Annotated in this window: 21 protein-coding genes; 8 read left to right on the plus strand and 13 right to left on the minus strand. The window is 49.0% G+C overall.

Annotated elements, in window-relative coordinates; genetic code table 11:
• Nucleotides 1-142 precede the first annotated feature (142 nt).
• The 3 genes from ACKFKF_RS03950 to ACKFKF_RS03960 form a co-directional block, all read right to left on the minus strand.
• Nucleotides 143-1,657 (minus strand): MBOAT family O-acyltransferase, encoded by a 1,515-nt coding sequence (locus ACKFKF_RS03950; protein WP_446866475.1) that lies wholly within the window; start codon nt 1,655-1,657, stop codon nt 143-145.
• A gap of 803 nt (nt 1,658-2,460) precedes the next feature.
• A complete protein-coding gene (locus tag ACKFKF_RS03955) occupies nt 2,461-4,632 on the minus strand; it encodes an FG-GAP-like repeat-containing protein (protein WP_446866476.1) in 2,172 nt (723 codons plus the stop codon).
• A 347-nt stretch (nt 4,633-4,979) separates the two neighbouring features.
• Entirely contained in the window at nt 4,980-5,315 is a 336-nt protein-coding gene (locus tag ACKFKF_RS03960) for a DUF4870 domain-containing protein (RefSeq protein WP_446866477.1), read from the minus strand.
• A 277-nt stretch (nt 5,316-5,592) separates the two neighbouring features.
• On the opposite strand from ACKFKF_RS03960, the gene prfC reads away from it, so the two are divergent.
• From prfC to ACKFKF_RS03980, 4 genes are all read left to right on the plus strand, one after another.
• Nucleotides 5,593-7,221, plus strand: coding sequence for a peptide chain release factor 3 (gene prfC, locus ACKFKF_RS03965; protein WP_446866478.1), 1,629 nt, complete (start codon nt 5,593-5,595; stop codon nt 7,219-7,221).
• A gap of 236 nt (nt 7,222-7,457) precedes the next feature.
• Nucleotides 7,458-9,749: a M48 family metalloprotease gene (locus tag ACKFKF_RS03970; RefSeq protein ID WP_446866480.1), complete on the plus strand. Its 2,292-nt coding sequence runs from the start codon at nt 7,458-7,460 to the stop codon at nt 9,747-9,749.
• Between the two features lie 360 nt (nt 9,750-10,109).
• Nucleotides 10,110-10,256: a hypothetical protein gene (locus ACKFKF_RS03975; RefSeq protein WP_446856813.1), complete on the plus strand. Its 147-nt coding sequence runs from the start codon at nt 10,110-10,112 to the stop codon at nt 10,254-10,256.
• A gap of 72 nt (nt 10,257-10,328) precedes the next feature.
• Nucleotides 10,329-10,805, plus strand: a complete 477-nt coding sequence (locus ACKFKF_RS03980) for an RNA recognition motif domain-containing protein (protein WP_446856812.1) — start codon at nt 10,329-10,331, stop codon at nt 10,803-10,805.
• Nucleotides 10,806-11,052: 247 nt separating this feature from the next.
• On the opposite strand, the gene ACKFKF_RS03985 is transcribed toward ACKFKF_RS03980, so the two are convergent.
• Both ACKFKF_RS03985 and trxB read right to left on the minus strand, forming a co-directional pair.
• Nucleotides 11,053-11,952, minus strand: coding sequence for an ABC transporter permease (locus tag ACKFKF_RS03985; protein WP_446866482.1), 900 nt, complete (start codon nt 11,950-11,952; stop codon nt 11,053-11,055).
• A gap of 165 nt (nt 11,953-12,117) precedes the next feature.
• A complete protein-coding gene (gene trxB, locus ACKFKF_RS03990) occupies nt 12,118-13,479 on the minus strand; it encodes a thioredoxin-disulfide reductase (protein WP_446866483.1) in 1,362 nt (453 codons plus the stop codon).
• A gap of 451 nt (nt 13,480-13,930) precedes the next feature.
• Here trxB and ACKFKF_RS03995 point away from each other — a divergent pair, with 451 nt between their 5' ends.
• Both ACKFKF_RS03995 and ACKFKF_RS04000 read left to right on the plus strand, forming a co-directional pair.
• Entirely contained in the window at nt 13,931-15,268 is a 1,338-nt protein-coding gene (locus ACKFKF_RS03995; RefSeq protein ID WP_446866484.1) for a class I SAM-dependent methyltransferase, read from the plus strand.
• A gap of 6 nt (nt 15,269-15,274) precedes the next feature.
• The gene (locus ACKFKF_RS04000) at nt 15,275-16,657 is read left to right on the plus strand and encodes a class I SAM-dependent methyltransferase (RefSeq protein WP_446866485.1); all 1,383 of its coding nucleotides are present in this window, start codon (nt 15,275-15,277) and stop codon (nt 16,655-16,657) included.
• A gap of 20 nt (nt 16,658-16,677) precedes the next feature.
• On the opposite strand, the gene ACKFKF_RS04005 is transcribed toward ACKFKF_RS04000, so the two are convergent.
• Together ACKFKF_RS04005 and ACKFKF_RS04010 are read right to left on the minus strand one after the other, a co-directional pair.
• Nucleotides 16,678-16,875 carry a DUF4351 domain-containing protein gene (locus ACKFKF_RS04005; RefSeq protein ID WP_446866486.1) on the minus strand — a complete coding sequence of 66 codons (198 nt, stop codon included), beginning with the start codon at nt 16,873-16,875 and terminating at the stop codon, nt 16,678-16,680.
• Nucleotides 16,876-16,979: 104 nt separating this feature from the next.
• Entirely contained in the window at nt 16,980-19,025 is a 2,046-nt protein-coding gene (locus ACKFKF_RS04010; RefSeq protein ID WP_446866487.1) for a hypothetical protein, read from the minus strand.
• A 109-nt stretch (nt 19,026-19,134) separates the two neighbouring features.
• Between ACKFKF_RS04010 and ACKFKF_RS04015 the strand changes: the two genes are divergently transcribed.
• Together ACKFKF_RS04015 and ACKFKF_RS04020 are read left to right on the plus strand one after the other, a co-directional pair.
• Nucleotides 19,135-20,235, plus strand: coding sequence for a tRNA (guanine-N1)-methyltransferase (locus ACKFKF_RS04015; RefSeq protein WP_446866488.1), 1,101 nt, complete (start codon nt 19,135-19,137; stop codon nt 20,233-20,235).
• Between the two features lie 169 nt (nt 20,236-20,404).
• On the plus strand, nt 20,405-20,647 hold the full coding sequence (locus tag ACKFKF_RS04020) for a hypothetical protein (RefSeq protein ID WP_446866489.1): 243 nt from the start codon (nt 20,405-20,407) through the stop codon (nt 20,645-20,647).
• A gap of 108 nt (nt 20,648-20,755) precedes the next feature.
• Here the strand turns inward: ACKFKF_RS04020 and ACKFKF_RS04025 are convergent, their stop codons facing one another.
• The 6 genes from ACKFKF_RS04025 to ACKFKF_RS04050 all read right to left on the minus strand — a co-directional run.
• Nucleotides 20,756-20,944, minus strand: coding sequence for an AzlD domain-containing protein (locus tag ACKFKF_RS04025; RefSeq protein WP_446866547.1), 189 nt, complete (start codon nt 20,942-20,944; stop codon nt 20,756-20,758).
• A gap of 301 nt (nt 20,945-21,245) precedes the next feature.
• Nucleotides 21,246-21,518: an NIL domain-containing protein gene (locus ACKFKF_RS04030; protein ID WP_446856803.1), complete on the minus strand. Its 273-nt coding sequence runs from the start codon at nt 21,516-21,518 to the stop codon at nt 21,246-21,248.
• A gap of 2 nt (nt 21,519-21,520) precedes the next feature.
• Nucleotides 21,521-22,387 (minus strand): sulfate ABC transporter permease subunit CysW, encoded by an 867-nt coding sequence (gene cysW, locus ACKFKF_RS04035; RefSeq protein WP_446866490.1) that lies wholly within the window; start codon nt 22,385-22,387, stop codon nt 21,521-21,523.
• A complete protein-coding gene (cysT, locus tag ACKFKF_RS04040) occupies nt 22,380-23,234 on the minus strand; it encodes a sulfate ABC transporter permease subunit CysT (protein ID WP_446856801.1) in 855 nt (284 codons plus the stop codon). Before cysT ends, cysW begins: the two co-directional genes overlap by 8 nt.
• A 589-nt stretch (nt 23,235-23,823) precedes the next feature.
• Nucleotides 23,824-24,915, minus strand: a complete 1,092-nt coding sequence (locus tag ACKFKF_RS04045) for a sulfate ABC transporter substrate-binding protein (RefSeq protein ID WP_446866491.1) — start codon at nt 24,913-24,915, stop codon at nt 23,824-23,826.
• Between the two features lie 151 nt (nt 24,916-25,066).
• A partial coding sequence (locus ACKFKF_RS04050; protein WP_446866492.1) for a class II glutamine amidotransferase occupies nt 25,067-25,874 on the minus strand: 808 nt, incomplete at its 5' end.

The raw sequence follows: 25,874 nt of genomic DNA on the forward strand, positions 1-25,874 counted from the left end.
TTTCAGGTTTGAAATAGAACCATTGCGGTTTGAAATATAGCAATTCTAAAGGAGTCATGAACAGATTTTTGTCGCTCCGTTCCAGTCCGCTTCGCCCCCTAAATCCCCCAGTCTGGGGGACTTTGAAACTTCCAACAGGACGCTAAAAATCGAAGTAAATGTATCTTGATCCTCCTTCGGGAGCCAGCAGCCACACCGCAAACAAACAGAGCGGAATCAGAAACAGCTTGATATGCCAGGTGAGTTGTAGTTTGAGATTGCGTTGCAGCAGATAGGCAACTCCCATACAAAAGACGATCGCACACAGCGCCCCAAAAATCTGAGGGGGATACAGCCCGATCGCTTCTCCATAAACTTTCTGAGCAAACTGAATATCTGCCGTCTGTCCCCACAGCTTTTGAACGACAAAAAGAGAATCCTTAAGATTGGGCAAGCGAAAGAAGATCCAGGCGGCAAACACCATCAGTTGAGTCAACAACCAGGCGACGAGAACCCCAGGAATGCTTTGCCAAAATTTCTGAACCGAGGGCGATCGCTGTGCCCAAAGATCCGTCAATCGATGAACGGCCAGCGCCAGACCGTGAAGTCCTCCCCATAGCACAAACCCCCAAGCAGCCCCATGCCAAATACCCGCAATCAACATGACAATCACCAAATTGCCACAAGTGCGAACCAACCCCTGACGCGACCCACCCAACGGAAAGTAAAGGTAATTTCGCAACCAGTCGCCCAGCGTGATGTGCCAGCGTCGCCAAAAATCAGCAATACTCGTACTGAAATAGGGAAAGTCAAAATTCTGCGGCAAATTGATGCCCAACAGCAACGCACTGCCCCGCGCCACATCTACGTAGCCGCTAAAGTCGAGATAAAGCTGCAACCCATAAGCAAAAATAGTCAGCCACAAATCTCCGCTTCCAGCCCGCTGCACATTGTCAAAACTCAGCCGGACAAAAATATCCAAGCGATCGGCTACCAGTCCCTTTTTAATCGCACCACAGGCAATTAGCCACAGCCCTTCCGCAATCTGGTCAACTCGCGGAAATTTCAACGATCGCACCTGCTCGGCAAACGGATGATAGCGAACGATCGGGCCCGAAATCAGCTTGGCAAAAAACAGCTTGTACGCCGAAAAATCCAAAAATTCCTGGGTGGCGGGTGCGCCTCGATAGACATCCACCAGATAAGCAATACACTCAAAGCAAAAGAAGCTCAGCCCCAACGGTGCGATCAGATGTTGGTCTGTCCAGTTGGCACCTTGTTGAGCGAACAGCTTCGCTGCGGGAAACCCGCTTGACCAGCCCAAAAGACCGCCGATCGACGACAAAATAAACGGCACATACTTAAAGCTGACCAACAGCAGCACATTCATCACCACCCCAAACCAGAGCAGCTTGAGGCGACGACGATTCCAATCTTGTTGAGCAAACTGCCAATCTTCGATACGCCAATCCGGAGGGGCCCCGATCGCCCGCCCCAAAATAAAATTGCTATAGGTCGCCGCCAATAAAAGAGGAATATATTGAGCTTGCAGCGAGGCGTAGAAAATCAGACTGGTGAGAAAAAGCAGCCACGATCGCAGCCACTGCTGTTGCACAGACCAATAAATGCCAATGACGCAGAGCAAAAATAAGCCATAGAGCGGAGAAAGAAAGGTCATGGTCTCCAGGGAACAAAAGGTGTCCTAGCGGCATAGTTTACTGGCAAATCTACAACCTGAACCGTTTTTGATCAGGAGACGAGACAATGCTCAACCCGTTCAATCCCAAAACCGCCTGAAACGAGGGTCGATGTCCTGAAAGATGCGATCGACCCAAGCAACCGCATTCACAGATTCAAAAGGCTCTCTATATTTCTCAACGCTAAGAAACGCTAAACCGGAATTGATCCAAAATCCCATTTCTTCCACAGCCCTGACTTAACCCCAGTTCGATAAATCTCCCCGCAACTAAAATTCTTGTCTCAAAGTCCTCCGAAATTGAAAGGTTGGAGGCAAAGCACTATACCCAAGCGAAAAAATTCATCGAACCTATGCTCAAAAGATCTGATAAAGTGCTTGCGATCGCGTTTGCAACCGCCATTTTGATTCAATAAGGAGCTTCAGACTTGAGGCGAAATTCTTATACCTTGTCAGATCAATGGACACTCTATCAACCGTCCTAGAGAATGGCTCAAAGCGAGAAAATTTGATGACAATACAACCAAGCGTTTAACTGTCCCTATGCCCATGGCCTCAATTCAGGTCGTGGGCAGTTTTATTTTAAAAAAGCGTTCAAGAAATCAACGCTAAACCCGCGTGAATTCGATGGCGTTTTTTCGCTTCGTGATTCAGCACTTTCGCCCCCCAACGCCCAATTCTAGGGAACTTTCGGATAGGATTTTTGTTCACAGTCTCCCAAACTTGGGGAATTTAGGGGGCTGCCCGGAGTAATAACCGCAGCCAAGGATTTGATCGAGTTCACGCTAAACCCGTGGAAAAGCATCCGAAAGCCCGCTGACTGCATGAATTCGTGACGCTGCTGCCAGACAGCTACCACAGCCACAACTGCTTCGATAGGCGGCCCGTGTCCCACTGCTAGCGATCGCTGTCTGAATAGGAGCGGCCGCCGCTGTCCCCGGAAGCGTATAAGCCTGAGCCGCCCCCATATTGATGTTCCAGCCCAGGTCGCGTAAAGCTGCCAGTGTCAGCTTACTGGTCGGAGTCGTCACTCCAGGGGTTTCTGCAAAGGGGGTCATCAGTTCTGTATCAAAGCGGCTCTCGTCCCAATGGGCAAAAACCTGTGGCTCGATCGGAACGGCCACCTGTCCAGTCGTCCCCAACAACTCTCCATAAGCCCAACCTGCATATGAGTTGGCGCTGTAGGTTGAAGTGGCTCGATTGACGAGGTTTTTGCCGATCGAAAAGATCGTGCCATTTGAGTTCCTGAATCTTGCAGGTTCCCACAGGGTGCCCAAGCCCAAAATGTGAGCAAACTCGTGGATCATGATTTCTCGCAGGTAGCCAGGATTAGCATCAAACTCAGCCAACCGTCGCAGGTTGATCGTGCTGCTTCCACCACTGATGACGAGATTGGGGCCGTCTAGATCAAAGTCAGGCCCCGAAAGTGCCAGCGTGCCCGTGTCCGGCGTTCCGTTTGAGTTGGTGAGGCTCTCCCCGCGAATCAAGATCTTTAGCGGGCCAGAACGAGTAATCGCACTGCGAGAGGTAATGATGCCTTCCCAATAAGAAGCCGCCGAGGTGATTGCGTCTTTGGTAGCTTGGGTTATCCCACTCAGACTTTGCCCAAAACTGATTTCAAATTCAAACGCTTGGGAGGCTGATAGAGCGGCGGCGAAGCTTGTCCCCAGGGCGTAACTGGCAGTCTGTCCGCCGTAGCTCATCACCTGCACAAAATAGTCACCTGTGGATAGAAAGCGCCGGATCGATTCGCTGATGGTGCCCCGCTCCCATTGCCACGCGAGAATTTCATCGGAGTCGATCGCGCCATTCTGATTTTTATCTTGAATCAGCCGCACATCAGCATCCCCCGTTAGCCCAGTCAAATTGGCGCTAAACACACCCGATTGCGACACGTTAAAGCGATAGAAATCACTGAGGTTGCTGCCGTCAACGCGATCGCTCGACGAAAAGCTGGCAGAAGGTTGTCTTTGGGCGATCGCCCTCATATCAATACTTTGAGCAGCGACGAGGTTGGCCGCAATTGCAACAGTCGGGGTCACCCTGGGAGCCACAGCGCCCTTGAGAAAGCCAACGAGTTGCAGCTTAGGATCGGCTTTGGGTAAGGTGACAGCATCCGCGATCGAAGTACCGTTCATCAGCCAAATTGTGTTGTCCCCTGTGACCGTATTGCGCCAGACAAGATCGCTTTGACCATCACTATTCAGATCACTTGCTCCAGCGACTTCCCAGTTGAGGTCAGGTGCCACGGGCGGCAGGAGGGGTCGATCTGTAGTCGTGTTGCCATTCATGACCCACCAGCGATTTTCGCCCGTCGCCGAGTCTCGCCACAGCAAGTCAAGCTGCCCATCCTGGTTGTAATCACTCACTCCGACGATCGTCTTGGACAGAGCTTTTTCGATCGGCACAGATCCTACCCTGGCGATCGTTGTGCCGTTCATCACCCACCACAGATTGTCACCCGTTGCGGCATTGCGCCAGAGAATATCGGTTTGCCCGTCGCGGTTGTAGTCTCCGGTACCGACCACGTTCCAGTTGAGGTCAGTCACCGTCATTAAATAGGCCACAGACTGAACGCGATCGCCATTTATCACCCACCAGGCGTTTTGTCCAGTGACTCGGTTGCGCCAGAGAATGTCGTCTTGCCCGTCGCGGTTGTAGTCTCCTGTGCCGACTGGGTTCCAGTTAAGGTCGGTAAGCGGCGCGAGGGGGATGAGGCGGCGATCGCCCACTTTCGTGGTTCCATCCATCACCCAGGTTGTCGTCGCTGCTGTGCTCGTGTTGTACCAAAAAAGCTCTGAAGTGGAGGCAGTTTGTACAGCGGCAATTGAGGCTTTGCCCAAAGCGGAGGAGCGATATCCTTGCCCGTTAGTAGGGGGGTCAAGGGGAAATCGAAGGTTGTTAAGCTTGGGGCTGACGGTCAGCGAAGGATCAGTAGACCGATTAATTTCTCTCATGACGATCGCCTCCGACGCACGAAACTATCGCCTCTAAACCACTGAAGCGGCTCATTATTTTCTTGTATAAAAAAGTACGACATCGATCCGACTTACCACGAACACAGAGATCTACGCAGCAGCGATGAGACCTGAATGAAATCCTCAGAGTTCAAGTCTTCACGGGAGTCTACTGTGTGTTTTGCTAAGTTCGGTAGATGCTTGAAGTTGGCTGTCCAACGGTAGAGGACTTTATAAGACTTACTGTTGCTCACCTATTCTACAAAGTAAATTGAGCAAAGTTTGTCACACTTTAGTGAAGTTCTGATTAAGAAGCCGTAATTTCACGGACAAGAGAGGAACGTGTTTTAAAGCAATCGCCAGATGAAGGGGTATCGATAAGGTCTGTTAGGTGTACTCGCGACATTGACGATCGCAATAATAGGCATGACAAAACTAGCAACTGCCAGCAAAACCAGCAAAGGAATCCCAATCAACACAAAAATCAGCAGAGAGAAAAGAATGCCGTAGATATACAAATTAATGTGAAAGTTGATCGCTTCTTTAGCGTTTTCTTTGACAACTGGGTCTTCTGAAACCAAGAGAATCGCTATGGGAATCCCGATCGCCACAATCAGCGAACTAAAGAAAATTGAACCGTGACAGACGGCTGATAACAGCTTTCGTTGAGCAACGTCTTCCATGATCTTAACCTTCCGCTTTCTATCGAAGGGACTTATCAAAAGAGTCAACACTGCGCGATCGACGGTTTCCCGATCAGAATTATCGCCCTTAACAAACCTTTCCTCGCTATCTTTAAAGAGGTATCGTAAGACCAATTCACTTCTTAAGACTCTAGACACTGGACTTTAATCGAATGTCTAAGGCCTAAAGTTTGAGACTTGTAGCGCCAGCCGCGAATTGGTATCACTTGTTGGTATCCCTTGATCGTTTCTTGAATCTATCTCTCCCCATCTAAGCATGTCCACTGAACTCCAGGCTGAATTGCAGCAAGCAGTCGATCGGCGGCGCAACTTTGCCATCATTTCTCACCCTGACGCAGGAAAAACCACGCTCACCGAAAAACTGCTGCTCTATGGAGGCGCAATTCATGAAGCAGGCGCGGTAAAAGCTCGTCGTGCCCAGCGTCACGCAACTTCTGACTGGATGGAAATGGAGCAGCAGCGCGGTATCTCAATTACGTCAACCGTGCTGCAATTTGAGTATTTAAACTGTCAAATTAATCTGCTCGACACCCCAGGTCACCAAGATTTTAGTGAAGACACCTATCGGACGCTGGCGGCCGCTGACAATGCTGTCATGCTAATTGACGCGGCCAAAGGATTGGAGCCTCAAACCCGTAAATTATTTGAGGTGTGTAAGCTGCGATCGCTGCCCATTTTTACGTTTGTCAACAAGCTCGATCGTCCCAGTCGCACACCGCTGGAACTGATGGATGAAATCGAGCAAGAATTGGGCTTGCAGACTTATGCGGTCAACTATCCGATCGGCACAGGTGACCAGTTTAGAGGTGTCTACGATCGGCGTGAGAAAAAAGTTCACTTATTTGAGCGCAGCGTTCACGGCAGTCGAGAAGCGATCGACACCACCATCGATCTCAACGACCCGCGAATCGAACAACTGGTTGATAAAGAGGTCTATTACCAGTTCAAAGACGAATTAGAAATGGTCGAAGGGGTCGGCCCCGAACTCGATCTTGAAGCGGTGCATTGCGGTCAGATGACTCCGGTCTTTTTTGGCAGCGCCATGACCAACTTTGGAGTCGAACCCTTTCTCAATGCCTTTTTGGACTACGCCCTCAAACCCGGCGGACACACCAGCACTCAGGGCGAAATTGACCCGACCTATCCAGAGTTTTCGGGATTTGTGTTCAAGCTGCAAGCCAATATGGATCCAAGACACCGCGATCGTGTGGCGTTTGTGCGAGTTTGCTCTGGCAGATTTGAAAAAGATATGACCGTCAGCCATGCGCGCACCGGAAAAACAGTTCGGTTGTCGCGTCCTCAAAAGCTGTTTGCTCAAGATCGAGAAGTCATTGAGGAAGCTTATCCGGGCGATGTGATCGGGTTAAATAATCCAGGCGTGTTTGCGATCGGTGACACCATTTACAACGGTCAAAAGCTCGAATACGAAGGCATTCCCTGTTTCTCTCCTGAGATTTTTGCCTACTTGAGAAACCCCAACCCGTCTAAGTTCAAGCAATTTCGCAAAGGCGTTTCTGAATTGAGAGAAGAAGGCGCAGTCCAGATCATGTATTCTGCTGACGATGCCAAGCGCGATCCGATCCTGGCGGCGGTGGGTCAACTGCAATTTGAGGTCGTGCAATTTCGCTTGCAAAACGAGTATGGAGTCGAAACCCAGGTCGAATTTTTGCCCTACACCTTAGCCCGCTGGGTGGATGGCGGCTGGGAGTCCTTGCAAAAAGTGGGACGAATCTTTAACACGCTGACTGTCAAAGACAGTTGGGAACGCCCCGTACTGCTGTTTCGCAACGAATGGAACTGTCAACAACTCCAGGCAGACCATCCAGAATTAAAGTTGAGCGCGATCGCCCCTGTGGTGTCGGGTAAGGAGCCAATGGCGCTTTAGGAGGGATGAGGGGTGAGGAATGAGGGATGAGGGATGAGGGATGAAAAAAGATCTGAACTTGAGCGAAAATAGGTGACGAGTTTTGGGTGGATTGTAGGAAAGAGGCTTTAGGGTGAGTTGATCGATCGCTGTCCACTTTTCCCAACCGAAGACATACAATTCACTTCATCCCTCATCCTTCATCCCTCATCCCTTCTTCTTTCTTCCTGAAATCGCTGTGAATCTACCAAAACGCTATGACTTCCTCCAATTCGGCTGATGCCAACCAAGTTTTACAAGCAGGTTTGTCATCCGTGAAGCAGGGCAACTATCCAGAAGCAATCAGGCTTTTGGAGCGGTTTTTAGCTGCTCAGGCGGGTGCGCTCGATCGTCCCGATGCAACTAAGGCTCAGATGGGATTGGTGATGGCCTATGCACGAAGCGGTCGAGCCAAAAAAGCAGCTATCCTTTGCCGAGAATTGAACCGTAGCGAAAATGTCAAGGTGCGAGCTTGGGCGACTCAAGCGCTGGGCGAAATTTGGGAAGCAGGCAAGCAAGGCAGCGCATTAGAGGAACCGGACTCAACTGGGTTTGTCCCATTTCAAGAAGCGGCTCAGATTAGAGCGGAGCGACCCCTTGCGGGTAACTCAGAGAGATCGGTCTTTGTCCCCATTGCCCCGGTCGCCTCTCAAGAATTCTCTGGCAGCGAAGACCCTACGCAACCGCTTGATCGCCCGATTGCCCCAATTCCTCAACCCCCAACTTCTGAACCTCAATCCCCCGCTCGTCTCCAACGTTGGCAACCGCTCAAAAAATTACACCCGGCTCGACTGCAATGGGCACAACTGGGCACCGCGATCGCACTTTTTGGTCTGGTCAGCGGATTGTATGGAGCGATCGCCACGATTCCGGTTTATTGGACACGATTTATCACCAGCGTTCTCAAATGGAGCGCCCCCATTCAGTCGGTCGAAATTCCCTTTTTCACGATTCTTCTGGGACTAATTATTCTTTTTGTCCTGTCGCCCTGGCTGCTAGACGGATTGCTCAAAGGACTGTATGGCATGAAACCGCTGTCTACGGCGACGTTAGGACAGTACAGCCCAGAGTCCCATCGATTGATTCAGCGCGTCTGCCAACAGCAAAAACTGCCGCTGCCTCAGTTGAGTCTTTTGCCGACCCATATTCCGCTCTCTTTTAGCTACGGGTGTCACCCAAAAGTTGCGCGAGTGGTGGTTAGTCAAGGTTTGCTCGACCATCTGACCGATGATGAAATCGCGACTCTCTATGCCAGCGAACTGGCGCACATTCTTCACTGGGATTTTTGTCTGCTGTCCTGGGTCACGATCGTCCTGCAATTTCCTTACACCTTATACTGGCAAACCGCAAGAGCCGGAAGCTGGTTAAAAGCAAGAAGCAACCTGAGACGGCGAGAAAATCGGCTAATTGCCATTCTGTTAGAAATCGGTGGAAACCTTTGTGCGATCGTCGCTTCTCTCAGCTATGGACTCTATTGGCTGCTGCGCTGGTCGGGATTGTGGCTCTCAAGGCAACGTTTGGAATACAGCGATCGGACTGCCTGTAATCTGACGGGCAACCCCAACGCATTGACTCGCGCTTTATTAAAAGTGACTGTCGGCACTGCTCAAACAACCCAAACCCATCAGCAAACCGACTACTTGCTCCAAGCCTTCGACCTGCTGACCCCGATGGGCTGTGATGCGCCGATCCATTTAGGCAGCTTGTATCACCACACTTCAATAAAATCGTTACTAATGTGGGATCAAGTGAATTCCGATCGCCGCTGGTTAGCCTTGAATAATTCTCATCCCCTGATGGGCGATCGCCTCCAACGGATCACCAACTACGCTCACCACTGGCAACTGTCCCCCGAACTGGATCTCGAAGCTCAGAACCCAGTTGCCAGTCGGGGAATCCTGCTTCAAGGTGCGCCGTTTTTTGGCGTTTTGCTAGGTTACTTGGTGGCTCAAATTCTTTGGTTTGTCGCTCAAATTCTCTATCAATTTGGGATTGACCAACTCACCTGGCTGGCCAGCGACTACGATCTATTCATCAGCTTTATGCTGCTGGGGTTTGGGCTAGGCACCTTTCTCCGATTTAATGCTTTCTTTCCAGACATCCAGACAAAGAGCACTCAGCCATTAGACTCCTCTCTATCGGATCTTGTGACTAAGCCAAATGCAGTCCCGATCGATAGCCCACTTGTTCAACTCGAAGGCACCCTAATTGGACGCTCTGGATTGGGCAACTGGCTCGGACAGGACTTGATTCTACAAACCTCGACATGCTGTATCAAACTCCACTACGTTTCTCAACTGGGCGCGATCGGCAACCTTTTTATTGCTCATCCCGTCGATTGGGTTAATCAATCCGTCCTGGTTACAGGGTGGTTTCGTCGGGGTGCCACTCCCTGGATCGATGTGAACTCAATTCGCACAGCTAATAGAACCCTCCGCAGTGGTCATCAAATCTGGTCTACCGTTCTCGCAGGCGTGGCGATCTTGGTCGCGATCGTACTCATTCTTTAAGGATGCTAGTAGTGACTCAAGACAAAGTTGGAATGTAAAGAATAGTTGCGTTTCTTTCACAAAGGTATTACATTTCTTAACAAGAGGGCTGATACTTCCAGGCATGGCTCAATCCTGTCTCTTGCGATCGTTTGGTTTGATGGTCTTGGTATCAGTTTTTTCCTTCCAACACAGCAAGCTGGCCAGCCAAACCAAGGCTGGTTTTTATTGTCTACTTTTGGATAGAAAAACCTCGAAACAGACCGTTGATTGCGACGCTAGAGCTAGAACAAAAGGCTGAAATCTACCAATTAGCCCCCCTGAGCGCGAGCCTGCATGGTACCTTAATGAATGGCAAGAACATCCGAGGAAGCAGTTAAGATGCTAAACCTCGACCCTCCAGCACTGACCAAATTTCGTCGTCTCCTTACCAGCGATCGTCAGCCCGACCCTGAGACTGTCTGGCAACGAGCGATCGCTCTGGTTGGTGAGGGGAAGAGCCTGGTGGTTTCTAAGATGTCTGTCTAGCCCGTCCTCAGCCAACATCAAGTCAACGCTCTCAACGCAAGTGTATTAGGATCAAGTCTGGAGGTGTCCATTATGTCCATTCGTTTGTATGTCGGCAATTTGCCCGAAGATCTAACCCGGCAAGAACTCGAAGCTGTTTTTGCTGAAGCAGGTGACAATGCGTCTGCCAAGATTATTACCGATCGTAAGACCGGAAAATGTCGCGGATTTGGCTTCGTCACGGTCAAAACTGATGAACTTGCTGATGAATTAATCGAAAAGTTCAATGGCTTTCAAGTTAAAGAGAATGTCATCAAAATTGAGAAGGCCTTACCTCGCGCCAAAGAGAAAGGTGAAGACACCGAGGGTGCTGTGGTAAGCGCTCCTGTGGGCGCTGCGCCTGTGGCAGGCGGTCGTCGCAAAGGTGGCAGTGGTGGCGGCAACAACAACAAAACTCGTCGCACAGCCCCCGCCGCTTCTGACCCAGACTCAATCCAGCCCGATCCCCGCTGGGCACAAGACCTTGAGAAGCTCAAGCAGCTTTTGGCAACTCAAACGACTAACTCCTAATTCCTTCGGTGAGTCAGGGTGTTGGCTAGGGTTAAGTTCTCTATCATTTATGGGCAGTTAGCCCACAACGTGGTGCCTGCTGGAGTAGAAGAGAGGCTAGTCTTAGCTTCTATTTCGATGGGCATCAACACTGTTTTTAGACTGCAACGATGTGATCATCATGATAGAGAGCGAGTTTTCTCAGGGATAGACTGGGTGACTCGCTTTTGTTTTTTAGGAGTGCGCTCAAACGAAGAACTTACAGGACTTATCTTTTTTGGCGATCGGTCAATTCGTTTAACCCTTCACCCAAAAGCGACAGTCCGATCACCATCAGCGTCATCGCCAACCCCGGAAAGAGCGCCGTCCACCAGATTCCCCCAGTTGAGAGGGCATCCAATGCTTGTCTCAGGTCGTGTCCCCATTCGGCAACATCATCTGGCAGTCCTAACCCTAGAAATCCCAAACCGCCCAATGTGAGAATGGCATCCGCCGCATTCAGGGTAAATAAGACAGGGACACTCTGAATCACATTCAAAAATAAGTATCGAGAAAGGACTCGCCAAGTGGAAGCTCCCATTGCTTGAGCCGCTTCGACAAACAACTCTGTCTTGACACTGACCGTCTGATTACGAACGACTCGATAATATTGAGGAACGTAGGCAATACTGAGGGCGATCGCCGCATTCAAAACCCCCCGCCCTACGACAAAGGCCAGCGTCACCGAAAGCAACAATCCCGGCAGTGTGTAGATCGTATCCATGATGAAGAGGAGGAAGCGATCGAGCCGTCCACCCAGGTAGCCGCTCACCATGCCCAACGGAACGCCAATGATCAAACTCAGGGCCGTCGCCAATATCACCACCTGAAGCGCAGCCTGACTTCCAAACAGCGTCCGCGAAAACACGTCATAGCCCAAACTCGTCGTCCCAAACCAGTGGCTAATCGAAGGCGAATCGTGAGGGGAATTATCTAAAAACTCAGTTGGACTTTGCAGCGCTCCCATCATTTGAAACAGCGGAGCCAGCAGCGCAATACTCACAAAAATCAACGTCAAAAGCGCCCCCACCCGCATCATTTTTAACGACAGGCTAGGACGCTCAGAGAAATTAAGGAAGGACGACCCCTTGCGGGTAACTCGGAGAGATCGAGGGAGATTCAGAGCCATGAGGGAGGAAGGATGAGTTTAGAAGACAATCTTAGAGGACTTCAACTCAAACTCAAAGTTCAGCATTGCTAAACAATCGACCCTGAAGAGCCAAAATCCCCTTTCATCCCTCATCGCAAAGCGGATTACCCCCAAAGGGGGAACAGATCGTCGAAGTTCTCCCTCCTAAAGATTGCTCTCAATCAATTCGCGATATTGGCTCTTTTGCTTAACGCCTTTGACTTCGGCGACCATCCCCTTATTTTTGAAGAATTGAATCGTAGGAGTGCCCATCACGCCTGCTGATTCAGCGATGTCGGGGTCTTGGTCGATGTCGATTTCGATGAAGTGAATTCTGCCATCAAATTCATCGACGACCTTGTTCAGAATTGGCTTCAAAGTGTGGCACGGGCCGCAGTTAGGAGACACGTATTTGACCATAATCAAACGATCGCTCTCATGGTAAAGCTTCCGTAGCGCAAAGCCGCCTGCATGTCGAGTTGCCGCCACATTCACCTCAGTCGTTACGGGAATCTCGATTTCTGCATGAGGAACTTCTTCGATCGGCTTCTCGGTTTGGCTAAATTCTTGCACCAAGTTGTTGAATGAGAGCCAGCGTTCTGCCAACATGGCCGCCATGCAGCCTGTTCCTGCTGCTGTAATGGCTTGCCGAAATTCGTGGTCTTGAACGTCTCCAGCCGCAAAAACGCCTTCGACACTGGTTTCGACTGACCCGTGTTTGGTGACGATATAGCCGACTTCATCCAGTTCTAGCTGTCCTGCAAACAGAGCCGTGTTGGGCTTGTGACCGATCGCATAAAACAGTCCTTTTGCGTCAATCACGCTTTCTTCGCCCGTCTTGGTGTCTCTGACTTTTACGCCCGTCATATGTTCATCGTTGCCCACTACATCGATAGGTTCGGTATTCCAGTGGACGGTAATTCTAGGATTACTCAACACCCGATCCTGCATGGCTTTGCTCGCCCGCATTTTGTCCGTTCGGATTAGCATGTTGACGCGATCGCCGTACTTGGTTAGATAAATTGACTCTTCTGCGGCTGTGTCTCCGCCGCCTACCACTACCAGCGTCGCGCCTCGAAACAAAGGAGTCGCCCCATCACAAATCGCGCAGGCTGAAATGCCTCTACTCCAAAACTGTTCTTCGCAGGGTAGCCCAAGCCGTCTAGCTGTGGCACCTGTGGCAATCACAACGCTGTGGGCTTTGACTTCGCGTTCTTCTGAGCGAATCGTAAACGGACGCTGACTAAAATCGACAAAGGTCACATCTTCCATGTGCATCTCAGTACCCCAGCGGATGGCTTGAGCCTTCATCTGATCCATCAGTTGGGGCCCCGTGATGCCTTCTGGAAAGCCTGGGAAATTTTCGACTTCGGTCGTCGTCATCAACTGTCCGCCTGGCAGCCCTCCCGCCTCAAAGCCCTCAAACATGACAGGCTTCAAGTTTGCACGACCTGCGTAAATGGCTGCCGTATATCCTGCTGGGCCAGAACCAATAATGACCAAATTTTCTACGGTTGGGTTTGCCATAGCTTAATACAAACTCATAACGACTACGGATAGTATAGCATCATTCAAGTGCTCTCACCCTGGTCAAGGAATAGAGAAACTAGCGACTGACAATGAACTGAAACAAATGATGCTTTCTTATATTTTGTGATACTTCTTGAGCATTTTGTTTAAAACTTTGGGGCAATTGCTCAAGGGGCACCTGAGTAATATCAGGCTTAAAAGCTCCGTGGTTTCGCGCATGTGAGGGCAGACTTCATGCCTCTTTTATGGGTTCAACCAGTAATTTAGCTAGAGCAAGGCTGCTGTAACCTCCCTGAAAATTGGTCGGCAGGCTGCTTTATCTCAGTAAGTTCTGTGGGTACTCTAATGTGGACTTGAATTTTAGAGGAGCGATCGTCCGTATAAACTCGCCCCCAGTCGATCAATCCACGAGTATTATGCTTTTTGAAGCCCCACAGGAGACAGCCAGATGAAGGATCAGGACATCGAACTACTAGAAAAAATCCGTCAGCAGTACAACAACGTTCCTTATCCCAATACGCCCCTGGAGGAATCACCTAAGCAAAACTACCAATCGCTTTTCTTTCACAGTTTGGTTACGGCTTATTACTTGAGAGATCAAAGCGTCGTTGACACAACGGATAAAGTTATTTTAGATGCAGGATGTGGGAGCGGCTATAAGTCCTTAATTTTGGCAGAAGCAAACCCAGGCGCAAAAATTGTAGGAATTGATCTGTCCGAAGAATCTGTAGATCTGGCTCACAAACGCTTACGGTTTTATGGATTTGATGACGCAGCATTTCATGCACTTTCTATCTATGATCTGCCACAGCTAGGATTAAAGTTTGACTATATTAATTGTGATGAAGTTCTCTACCTTCTGCCTGACATGAAAGCAGGTTTAGAAGTCATGAGATCTGTCCTCAAGCCCAATGGAATGATTCGCGCCAATTTACATAGTCTGATTCAAAGGTTTGGCTTCTTTCGCGCTCAAGAAGCGTTTGGGATCATGGGCTTGATGGATGGAACGCCAGATGATATGGAGGTTGAAATTGCAATAGAAACCATGCAGGCTCTCAAAGATCAAGTCAACTTAAAGACAATGGTTTACAAGCCTGAATTGTATGCACAAAACTCTTCAGAAGCTAAACAGAGAGTTCTGGTCAATTATCTTTTGTTGGGCGATCGCGGCTATACCATTTCTGATATGTTCAGCGCTATCAAGGCAGCGGATCTAGAGTTTATCAACATGGCAAACTGGCAACAGTGGGATATCTTGTCTCTCTTCCAAGATCCAGACAAATTGCCTGACTTTTGGAAAAACAAACTGCCGGAGTTGTCGATCGGGCAGCGCTTAGAAATCATTGAACTGATTCAACCTGAGCATCGACTACTAGACTTTTTGTGTGGTCATATTAATATGTCACATCCTAAGCTGCCTCTTTCTGAGTGGACTGATCTAGATTGGCAAACGACAACCGTTCATCTCCATCCTGTTCTAAAAACTTCGCACATCAAAGAACAGCTAGTGGAGGCCGTTTCCCAGCAGCAGCCGTTTGAAATCACTCGCTATGTTCCTAAAGCCACAAAGACGAGATTTATGATGGATTCTGGTGCGATCGCTTGTCTATTACCCCTGTGGAAAAAGGAGCAGCCGTTTACAACATTAGTGGAATATTGGCTCAAGTTTAAACCGTTGAATGCAGCATTTGAGCCTGTGACCAAGCAGGAAGCCTCTGAGCAAGTTAAGCAACTTCTGACGGGTCTAGAAGGCTGTTTATTTGTTTTGTTAGCGCGATCGAAATAGAGATTTTTGGCACGCTTGACCCACTACCCACTAGCAGTTTTTGAGGCGATCGAGATGAACAAACAAACACCCGAATTATTAGAGAAGATCCGTCACCAGTTTGATAACGCTCCCTATCCTAGAAACCCACTTGAACAATCTTCTAAAGAGGATTACAGTTCTCTATTTGTCCATAGTTTGGTCACGCCTTACTATCTCAAACATCAAGCAGCGATCGACACAAAAGGAAAAGTCATTCTAGACGCAGGCTGTGGGACTGGTTTTGCCTCTCTAATCTTGGCAGAAGCTAATCCAGGCGCAAAAATTGTTGGCATTGACTTATCCGAAGAATCTATTCGTTTAGCCAAACAACGGCTGCAATTTCATGGATTTGATCAAGCCGAGTTTCATGTGTTGAAGATCGAAGATCTACCAACATTAGGGTTAGAGTTTGACTACATTAACTGTGATGAAGTTCTCTATCTTTTGCCTGATCCAGAAGTGGCTCTGCGAGCAATGAAATCTGTTTTAAAGCCGGAAGGAATCATTCGCGGCAACTTGCATAGCTCGACTCAAAGATATGGGTTTTATCGCGCTCAAAAGGTCTTCAAGTTATTGGGCTTGATGGATTCTAAGCCGGGAGATTCAGAGATTGAAATTGCGATCGAAACCTTGAAGGCGCTAAAGCCCAGTGTCGAACTCAGGAAAAGAGTCTGGGAAGGCGATTTATTAAAAGGAAACAATCTCAAAGAAGAGACTTTATTAAATTGTCTACTTCAAGGAGACAAAGGCTATACCATTCTCGATATGTTTGCCGCTTTGGAAACCACTGACTTAGAGTTTCTCAGCATGGTCAATTGGCGACAGTGGGATTTGATGGAGTTGTTTAGGGAGCCAGACGATCTGCCTGTTTTTTGGCAGTTAAGTTTTTCAGAAGTTCCTCTACCCCAACAGTTGCGATTGTTTGAATTGTTTCATCCCGTGCATCGGCTTTTAGATTTTTGGTGTACTCATCCCACTGAGCCAACTTTGATGCTGCCTGTTTCTGAGTGGGAAGCGTCTGATTGGCAAAATGCCGAGATTCAGTTGCATCCAGTTTTGAGCAGCGATCGCATCAAAGCCGATTTGTTGGAGTCACTCAAGCAGCACCACCCCTTTGAGATCTCAAAATATATTCCGACTTCCTCGATCACGCCCATCATTTTGGAAGGCAGTCAAGCAGCCTGTTTGTTACCGCTCTGGGAAGGCGTACAGACGATCGAGTCCCTGATAGAGCGGTGGCTACAAATTAGGCCGGTCGATCCGGCGACGCTGGCACCTGTAACCAGACAAGAGGCTTTTGAGGAAGTTACAGGTCTACTAAGAAGTTTAGAGGTTTTTCTCTATGTGCTTTTAGGTAGAAAGGCTTAATCGGCTTGATTATCACTGAGTCAGGTTTCTAAATCACTCACATTTGAGAAATTGAGAAGGGCGATCGATAACCTCTGAAGTTGATCCAAATTTAGGGAGGAAATGCGATCGCTCTGGGCTTGAGAAAGCGGTTCAATTCGCTGTTCTAAAAGGAGACGAATGAGCGATCGTTGTCCTGTCCTTCCTAGCGTGCGCTTTGTCGAGTGGCTTGTTCCCACTTTAGGAATGCTTGTGACAGTGCCATTTGGGCCTCCTGTGATGTGAAGTTTTCAGTAATTGCTATTTGCGGCAGCAGTATTACAATCTAATGATCGTTTCTCAATTATTCTGTTGTTGATACTGATTTCGGAAGTATTGCAGGATCGTCATCGATCGACAGTAAAAATTGAATCAGATCTGTTTGCTCCTGCGTTGTAAAACCTGCTTGCGGATCAATCCAGTATTCGTGTCCGCTGCCGTCAATTTCGTCGATTTGTAGGTCACGATTTTTGCGATTGGCATTCACTGCTACTTGCCGAAGCGTGCGATCGACTAACACCCGCAAACTCGCCGCCGGATCGGGTAAGATCCCCTGCATTGAGGTTCCTGCCATGCCCATGTGATCGGGGTTAGAGACGATGAATTGATCACCCGACAACTCGACCCCTTGCGGGTTACTCAAAGAGATCGCATCTTGACTTGCAGCCACTCCTCCATCATGTAAGTAAGGAGCCGTTACCGAAAGTCCAATTAAATTAGGTACTTTATAACCGCCCTCATTGCCCACTGCGTAGGATAAATCACGATCGCTTTGTGGAGTAATGTCGATCGGCACCGCTAACACAGGCGGATCGGGCGGAACCGGGACAGGTGTATTGGGCGGATAAGTTTCTGGTGAAATAAAGGTTTTGGGAAACTGTTTGAGAGCAGCGGCGCGAGAGGGTTGAGACTTGATTTCGCTGGCCGCAATGACTGAATGATTGGTGAAATAACGACCGCTGTGACATTGAGCGCAATTTGCTTTCTCAAAAACAACCGCCCCTCGTTGTAGGGCCGTTCGATCGCGCGTCTCAGTCGGCGGGGGCGCTAAGGTATTTTGATAAGCGGACATGGCGTTGATTTGTTGACCCACCGGATAGCCTGGAGAATTTGCCATCAAGCCATCGACGATAAAAATTGAACCTCTCGGATAACCCGGCATTTTAATCACTTCATTCATCGCGGGATTACCCGGAGTCGGGTCACCTTTGACCAAGAATTCTGAAGGTTTTGCGCCATTGGGCAATCGAAAGCGACGATCGGCGGCATTCTGCAACATGATGCCTAAATACGTTTCTTTGTCGATGCCCAAAATTGGTTGACTGGCATATGATCCCGTTGTCGGATCAGAATTGGTGGCGTGAACGTTGTTATTCAGCGTCGATAATCCGTGGAACCAGCCGACTGATGAAAACCCGCTCCAGCCATAGGGGTAGCTCTCAAAGGTATAAGAAGACGGATTTTGAGAAGGGTTGTTGTGATTGTCGCCCGTCGAGTCAAAATTTCCGGGGGCCCACCCGACTAACTGAGCGTCTACCGCGTCTTCTACGGCTTTTGCGTCGGGTAAGTTTGCGGTTTGTCCAGCGGCATTAATGTAAGTACGATCGCCCAGCGGAATCTTCGTCGGATTTACGCCCGTTTGCCGAAACATTGCCGCCGAATTAGTCGCAAACGCCTGCAACAGTCCCGTGTCCAAATCGTTGTTGGGGGCACCTTCTAGAATGCGTCCGGTGTCTTTGTCTACGGCTGCGTGACAGGCTGCACAGGTGATGCCGACCCGAATTTTTGCACCTTGCTTAAAGGTCTGCATTCCCAACGGAATTAGCGACCCTGCGGGAACGTCTAACCCTGTATTCACCACGCTTCCCGCTCTAAAAAGGCGACCTCCGATCGTCACATCTTCATCTAACGGAACTTGCAAATTCGTCGTATGTTTGCCGCCGAGAGCGGCGATCGCTTTGCCAATTGAAATCAAATTCAACTTGCCATCAATCACGCCCAACACATCTGTAAAAAAATACTCATTGCCAAACGTCTCTCGATAAAACGCATCCCGTCCCAAATCGATCAGATCTTGAGTAATTTCGACTGCTCCATTTTCGGGCGCAAGGCTGGCTCGTCCTTCGGCTGTCTCAAGTAGTTTAGTCGCTTCCCGTTTAGAAACCACGCTGCCCAACACATCAAACGAGCCAACTTCCTGCGGCGTTTTTTGAATCTTGGGCGTGTAAGTATTTTCTAATTTGGGTGCCCTGACCGGAAAAGAAAGCTCGATCGTATAGCCCAACACTCCCACCGCAATGAGAAGCACGATCGTGACGATCGCTGATCGAAAGGGAAACAGGGCCTTCATAACTCATGACATCCGCAACATCTCCGGGAATCTTAGAAGACGGCGAAAAAATTCCCCTCTGTCTCGTGAAAGAAGTCTGTAAAATTCTAAGGTCGTGAACAAAACACTCATGGACTGGCAAACGGAGGGAAAAGCGAGATTTCAAATAGGCAACAGCTTTTATCGATCGTCGGGTCAAGTTGCGCGAGACTTGGGCGTTTTGGCGGCAGCAATTTACAAGCAAGAAACAGGTCAGTTGCGCGTGTTGGATGCGATGGCAGGGTCAGGTGTACGATCCCTTCGCTATTGGCTCGAAAGTCAGGCGGATTGGATCTGGACAAACGACGGCAATCCAGAAATCAGCGCTGTTTTACACCAAAATTTAGAACCCATCCTTGCTAAAAATCAGGCTCAAATTACTTGTTTGGATGCTAAAAAGATCTTTTTCAACTGTTACGATCGCCAGGACTTTTACGACTTAGTGGATGTCGATGGATTTGGATCTCCTGCTTCTTATTTGAGCGCCTGTCTCGATGCTACAAAAATTGGCGGACTTCTCTATTTAACTAGCACAGACGGCCGCACCGTCACCGGACACGAACCCGAAAGTTGTCTGGCACTTTATGGCTCCTATTCACGTTCTCATCCTGCCATTCATGAGCAAGGTTTGAGAATTTTATTCGGCAGTTTACAACAAGTTGCTGCGACTCAAGGATTTGGCATTGAGCCAATTTTCTCTCTGTTTGTGGGAGAAACCTATCGATTAATGGTGCGCTTAATTTCTCAGTCGTTACTCAACAGTCAGAACTACGGTTTTTTGGGATATTGTCATCACTGCGGAGACTATCAAACGGTCTTTTGGCGCGATTTGGGACGGGTGAATTGTCCTTACGATCGCCACACTCTCACCCTCACCGGGCCACTGTGGTTAGGTGCCTTACAGCATTCACAAAAACTTCAGCAGCTTGCAGAACTTGCCACTTCCTGGAATTGGATCGAGCAATCCCATCTTCTCAAACTGATGGCCGACGAAGCCGAATTGCCGCCCTATTTCTACACGTTGGGCGAGATTGGAAGACGCGGAAAACTGGATATTCCCAAGCGATCGTATCTGATTCAAGCGTTACAAACTGTAGGGTATCGAGCTAGTCCAACTCATATTTATGCTCAAGCAATCAAAACCAATGCTAATCTACAAACTTGTATTCTGACGGCTCGCCATCCAAGGTAGAATCTTCCCTATCGTGTGCGTTGTATTTATCTTCCTAAACGTTTAATGACTATCCCCATAGGTAGATGCCAATTGAGTGTCAATCACTGAGGATAGTGCACGTTTGAGATGGGTTTTTACACCTCCCTATTTCATAAATTTTCATGTTGCACTTTACCGGAGAGGAGTCATGAATCGCAAATATATCATTCTCACATCAGCCCTGGGATTAACCCTGCTATTAGGCGCTTGTGGGCCCAGCGGAACGGATGGTACGGGGGGCACGACGACTTCTCCTGCGGTCACTGAGCCGCCTGTTGCGAGTCCGACGGTTTCTCCGACGACAAGCCCGACGATCGCGCCCACGACATCGCCCGAAACGACTCCTGGTGCTGGCGCTTCGCCCACTGCTAGTCCAACCACTTCTCCTTAGCGACTGGTTGGGTAAATAACGTTCTGATCTACCTGCTCACAACGGCTCTCAGTCCAGCGAGGAATTGGTTTCCGAAATCTTCTTCACTGGATTGAGATCTTCTACAAACTACTTACACCAGCCAAAAAACGCCAGCATTTCCAGTACGATCGTCCATAGCAAATTCTTTGTCCAGTAGCTTGTGAGGACTGCGACGCTTGCACCCATCAAACCAGAGTTAGTATAAGTCAACATTACAGAATGATCAGAAACTAAAATAGTGGGAATGACGATCGCCGTCAATATAAATGAAGGAATCTATTTCAGTAGTCTGATTACAAAGTTGAGTAATTTTACACATCTATTTAAACAGGTCAGCGTATGGCAAATCAAAAAAACTACCAACGCTGTCGCACTGATCAAAAAGAATTAAGAATGAGATCTTTTTAACTAGACGTGAATTTAACCCCTTGCGGGTCACTCGAAGCGATCAAGTTTTTTTGCTTCGTTATTGGACGCAGGAGCCTCTGAACAAGGAAGCGAACCCTCTCACTGAATCCACATTAAAAAACCCCCTCGTGCATGAGGAGGTGACGAATCTAGGAGCATGATTCTAAAATTACCAACCGTCTGCATCGCTGCTATTCCAGATTTCTAGATCCAGTTCATTCAAATAAGTCAATGCACTTTCGATGTGGCGATTAGTTCCTTGAAGTTCTAAATCAAACCAGCCATCGCCGACTGCATTTGCGCCCAAAATTGCACCTTTGATATTCACGGTCAAACCGTAGTCAGAGACCAATCGAGAAATTACAGGTTCACGATGATACTCTTTTGGGATGCGGATTCTGATTTGTTTTTCGGTTAAGCGATCGTCGATTTTCGTACCCATGACTATTGATCCTTAATGCGAGTTCTACGTTCTACAATCTCCTTTAACACCAGCGTTACCACCGCCAAAAAAGCCAGCAAAACCGCCGCAGAATAAGCCGCCTGAGTTTCATATTGTTTATAGGCATCTTCTACATACAGCGGTAAACTCTGGGTTTTGCCCGCAATGTTGCCCGACACGACTGAAACAGCCCCAAACTCCCCCATCGCACGAGCATTAGTGAGAATCAACCCATACAGCAAGCCCCAGCGAATACTTGGCAACGTCACCCGCCAAAAGGTCTGCCACTGATTCGCACCCAACGTTTGCGCGGCTTCTTCTTGATCGGCCCCCACTTCTTCTAAAACAGGAATCACTTCTCGCGCCACAAACGGCATACTCACAAACACCGAAGCCAAAAGCATTCCCGGAAAGGCAAAGACAATTTTGAAATCATTGGCTTGTAGCCAGCCGCCAAACCAGCCGTTGCGCCCATAGAGCAGCACAATCATCAGACCAGCCACGACAGGCGAAATCGAAAACGGCAGATCAATCACGCTCAAAAGAAAGGCCCGACCCCGAAACCGCCGACGCGCGATCGCCCAGGCCGCACACAGCCCAAACACCAGATTCAACGGCACCGCAATCAACGCCAACATCACCGTCAATCGAATCGCCACCTGAAAATCAGGACGAACCAGATTTGCAAAAAACGGCCCCACGCCCTTACTAAAGGCTTGAACAAACACATTCAGCGCGGGGATGTAAATCACTAGAGCAAGATAAACGATCGCCACCCCAATCAAAATCGTCGGCACCCAGCTTTTTTTCTTAGCTGAAGCAGACACCTTCGATCGAGCGGGACTGAGAGAAGAATCTACACTAGCCATATCGCTTACCCCAAGCTTGCAAAAGATTGATTGCCAACAACATCACCAGCGAGATCATCAGTAAGACCACTCCAATGACAGTGGCTCCCGAATAGTCATACTGCTCAAGTCGCTGAAAAATTAACACAGGCGCGATTAGATCTCTGAATGGTGTGTTAGAAGCAATGATTACAGTTGATCCATACTCACCGACTGCACGAGAGAATCCCAACGCTACACCCGTGAGAATAGACGGCAACAACGGCGGCAACACAACGCGCAAAAAAGTTTGTAGCTGTGAGGCTCCCAGACACCAAGCTGCTTCCTCAATGTCTTTTTCCATTTCTGTCAAGACAGGCTGTACTGTCCGCACGACAAAGGGCAGCGAGATAAAGAGCATTGCCACCCCCACTCCCAGACGAGTAAAGGCGATCTTGATGCCAAAGGGCGCGACCAGAGAGCCAACCCAGCCATTTTGACTATAGATCGTTGCCAGCGTCAAACCCGCGACCGAAGTCGGCAACGCAAACGGTAAATCAACCGACGCATCAATGATCCGTTTTAGCGGAAAGTCATAGCGCACCAAAACCCACGCCAGCAAAGTCCCAAATACGCCATTGATTAGAGCCGCAATCAGCGAAGTGGTGAAGGTGACATCATAGGTAGACAGCGCGATCGGACTGGTCGCAATTCGCCAAAACTCAGCAGGAGACTCAGTGGCCGCCTTGAGAAACATGGCGGCGATCGGCAAAAACAACATCACCGACAAGTAGCCCAACATCACTCGCCAAGTCCAGGGCACTTGAGAAAGTCGCTGAACGATCGATTTCCGAGGAGAGGTATTGATTTGAGGAGCAGTGGTCGTCATGAGAACTAGGGATGAGGGATGAGGGATGAGGGATGAGGGATGAGGGATGAGCGGGGACTTGGGACTTTTTGCTTCGTTGTTCGGTTTTTTGTCTCCTAGTTGTCTCCTAACCTTCAATGTCTTAGGATCAATAGTCCGGACAGTTTTTTGAACGACCCCAAAAGGCTTTCAGGGATTACAGTTCCAGCATTGAGCTATTCTTTCACAGTTGGCTCTGTTCCTGACTTTGAAAATAAGATCCTGTCCCACGAGCGAATCAGGGTTTGAACCTGAAAATCTGCTCAAAATTTGTCCGAAGTATTGTTAGGATCGCGAATTAAATAAGATCGTTTATTGCCAAGCGACTTCGCCCCCTAAATCCCCCAGTCTGGGGGACTTTGAGAAAGCAGACATTCTAGAATTTAAGGCAGTTTCGCGGTTCAAAGTCCGCCAAATTTGGGGGATTTAGGGGGCAGAAGCCGAATCAAACGACGCGAAACCGCGAGAATTACAGGTTGTTTAATTCACGATCCTTAATAGGAGAAGATTGAGGGGGAGAGTGGATGAGTGGCAAGGAGCGATCGCAGTAGAATTGCAACCCTCACCCCTCCTACTTGCCCGCTTCGATCTTGTCAAACACTGCACCGTCCTCAAAGAGTTTTGTCTGGACTTGATCCCAGCCGCCGTAGTCTTTGATCGTCGCCAACGTCTTCACAGGGGGAAACTTGTCTGCATTTTCTTTTTGCTTGGCTAAGGCTTCATCTGTTGGTCTGAATCCTAGCTTGACAAACTCCGCCTGCGATTCGGGGGTAAACATAAATTTGGCAAAGGCTTCGGCGACTTCTCGTGTGCCATGTTTGTCTACATTTTTGTCCACAACGGCGAGAGGAGTGTCGATCGAGATGTTCACCTCTGGCACCACGTATTCTAGTTTTTCGCCCTTCGATTGAGCCAAAATTACTTCATTTTCGTAGTTGATCAAGGCATCGCCCTGTCCCTGTTTGGCAAAAGCGTCGGTTGATTCGCGGGCATCTTTGGCTAAGACCGCCACATTTTTGAAGGCTTTGGTGACAAATTCAGTTGCCTTAGCTTCGTCGCTCCCTGACTTGATTGCCGCATTCCACAGGGCCAAAAAGTTCCAGCGCGCTCCTCCAGAAGTTTTGGGATTTGCGGTTACCCACTTCACGTCATCTCGCGTCAAATCGTTGAAGGTTTTGATATTTTTGGGATTGCCTTCGCGAGTAATGATTGCCGCTACCGATTTGGCGACGATGCCATCATTGGGAACCTTTGTATTCCAGTCTGGGTTGACGAGTCCGGCTTTCACCAGTTTTAGGGTGTCGGCGGCCAGTGCCAGGTGAGTGATATCGGCTTCTAGACCATCGACGATCGCTCGTGTTTGTGACCCCGATCCGCCATAGCTTTGTCTAAAAATAACGGTCTGACCTTTTTCTTTTTTCCACTGCTCAACAAACCTAGGAATAATCGCATCGTGGGCCGCCTTGGGAACCGCATAAGCCACCAGCGTCAATTCAATGTCTTTCTTTTGGTCAGAAACCGGACTAGCTCCCCCGCCTGGGCTGGTCGAAGTCGAAGCCGTGTTGCTTCCACAAGCGGCGATCGCAAAACTCAGCGTCACACCCACGACAAACAACGAAATAATGCTTTTCAACGAATTGAATCTAAACCGCCAGTTCTTCATTGCGCGCGCTCCTGAAATCTACGGCTTGCTGGTCAAGTAACCGTATTTGATACTGATCATAAATCCTACCGATGAATCTGGGAAAAAGCAAGAGGAATTCCTGTTTGTCGGTCGGGAATATGGGAATTGTCTTTAGAAGAATTTCTGAAGCTCAAAAATTGACGCTTTCTGGACAGCCATCTCGAAAGATGAGCAGTTCACCGGGTGCGATCGTCGTCCAAATTTCGTTATCGGTGAGGGGAGTGGTGGCAATGACCGCAACGCGATCGCTGATCTGAGTCAATTCCTGAAAATCGACGGTGACATCTTCATCGATCAAATGCGCCGCCGCAAACGGAGCCTGACGCACGATGTAGCAAAGCTTTGTCGAACAGTGGGCAAAAAAATGCTCTCCATCCGACAGTAGATAATTGAAAGTACCGTGGGTGGCGATCGTGTTCGTGATCTCTTGTAAAACGTGCCGTAGCTGATTTAAGTCCGGTTTGCTTTTAGGAAATATTTGCCGCAACGTCTCCAAAATCAGGCAAAACGCCCGTTCGCTATCGGTCTGACCAACGGGACGGTAGTATCCAGCATTCTCAGGATAAAAATTGAGTAAGTCTCCATTGTGAGCAAATGCCCAATAGCGTCCCCACAGTTCGCGTTGAAAGGGATGACAGTTTTCGAGGGCCAATCCGCCAAAGGTCGCTTTGCGAATGTGGGCAATCACATGTTTAGAGTGAATCGGATAGCAACGAATGAATTGAGCGATCGGGGAGTCGATCGACGGATTCACATCCAAAAATACTCGACAGCCCGCCCCTTCAAAGAAGGCAATCCCCCAGCCGTCTCGGTGTTCATCAGTCTTGCCGCCCCGCGCACAAAATCCCTCAAACGAAAAGCAGATGTCAGTCGGCACGTTGCAGTTCATCGAAAAATGTGGGTGGAAACCCCGTCGTTCTACGACGGCTTTGCAAGCT

This window comes from Phormidesmis sp. 146-12, assembly GCF_052939495.1.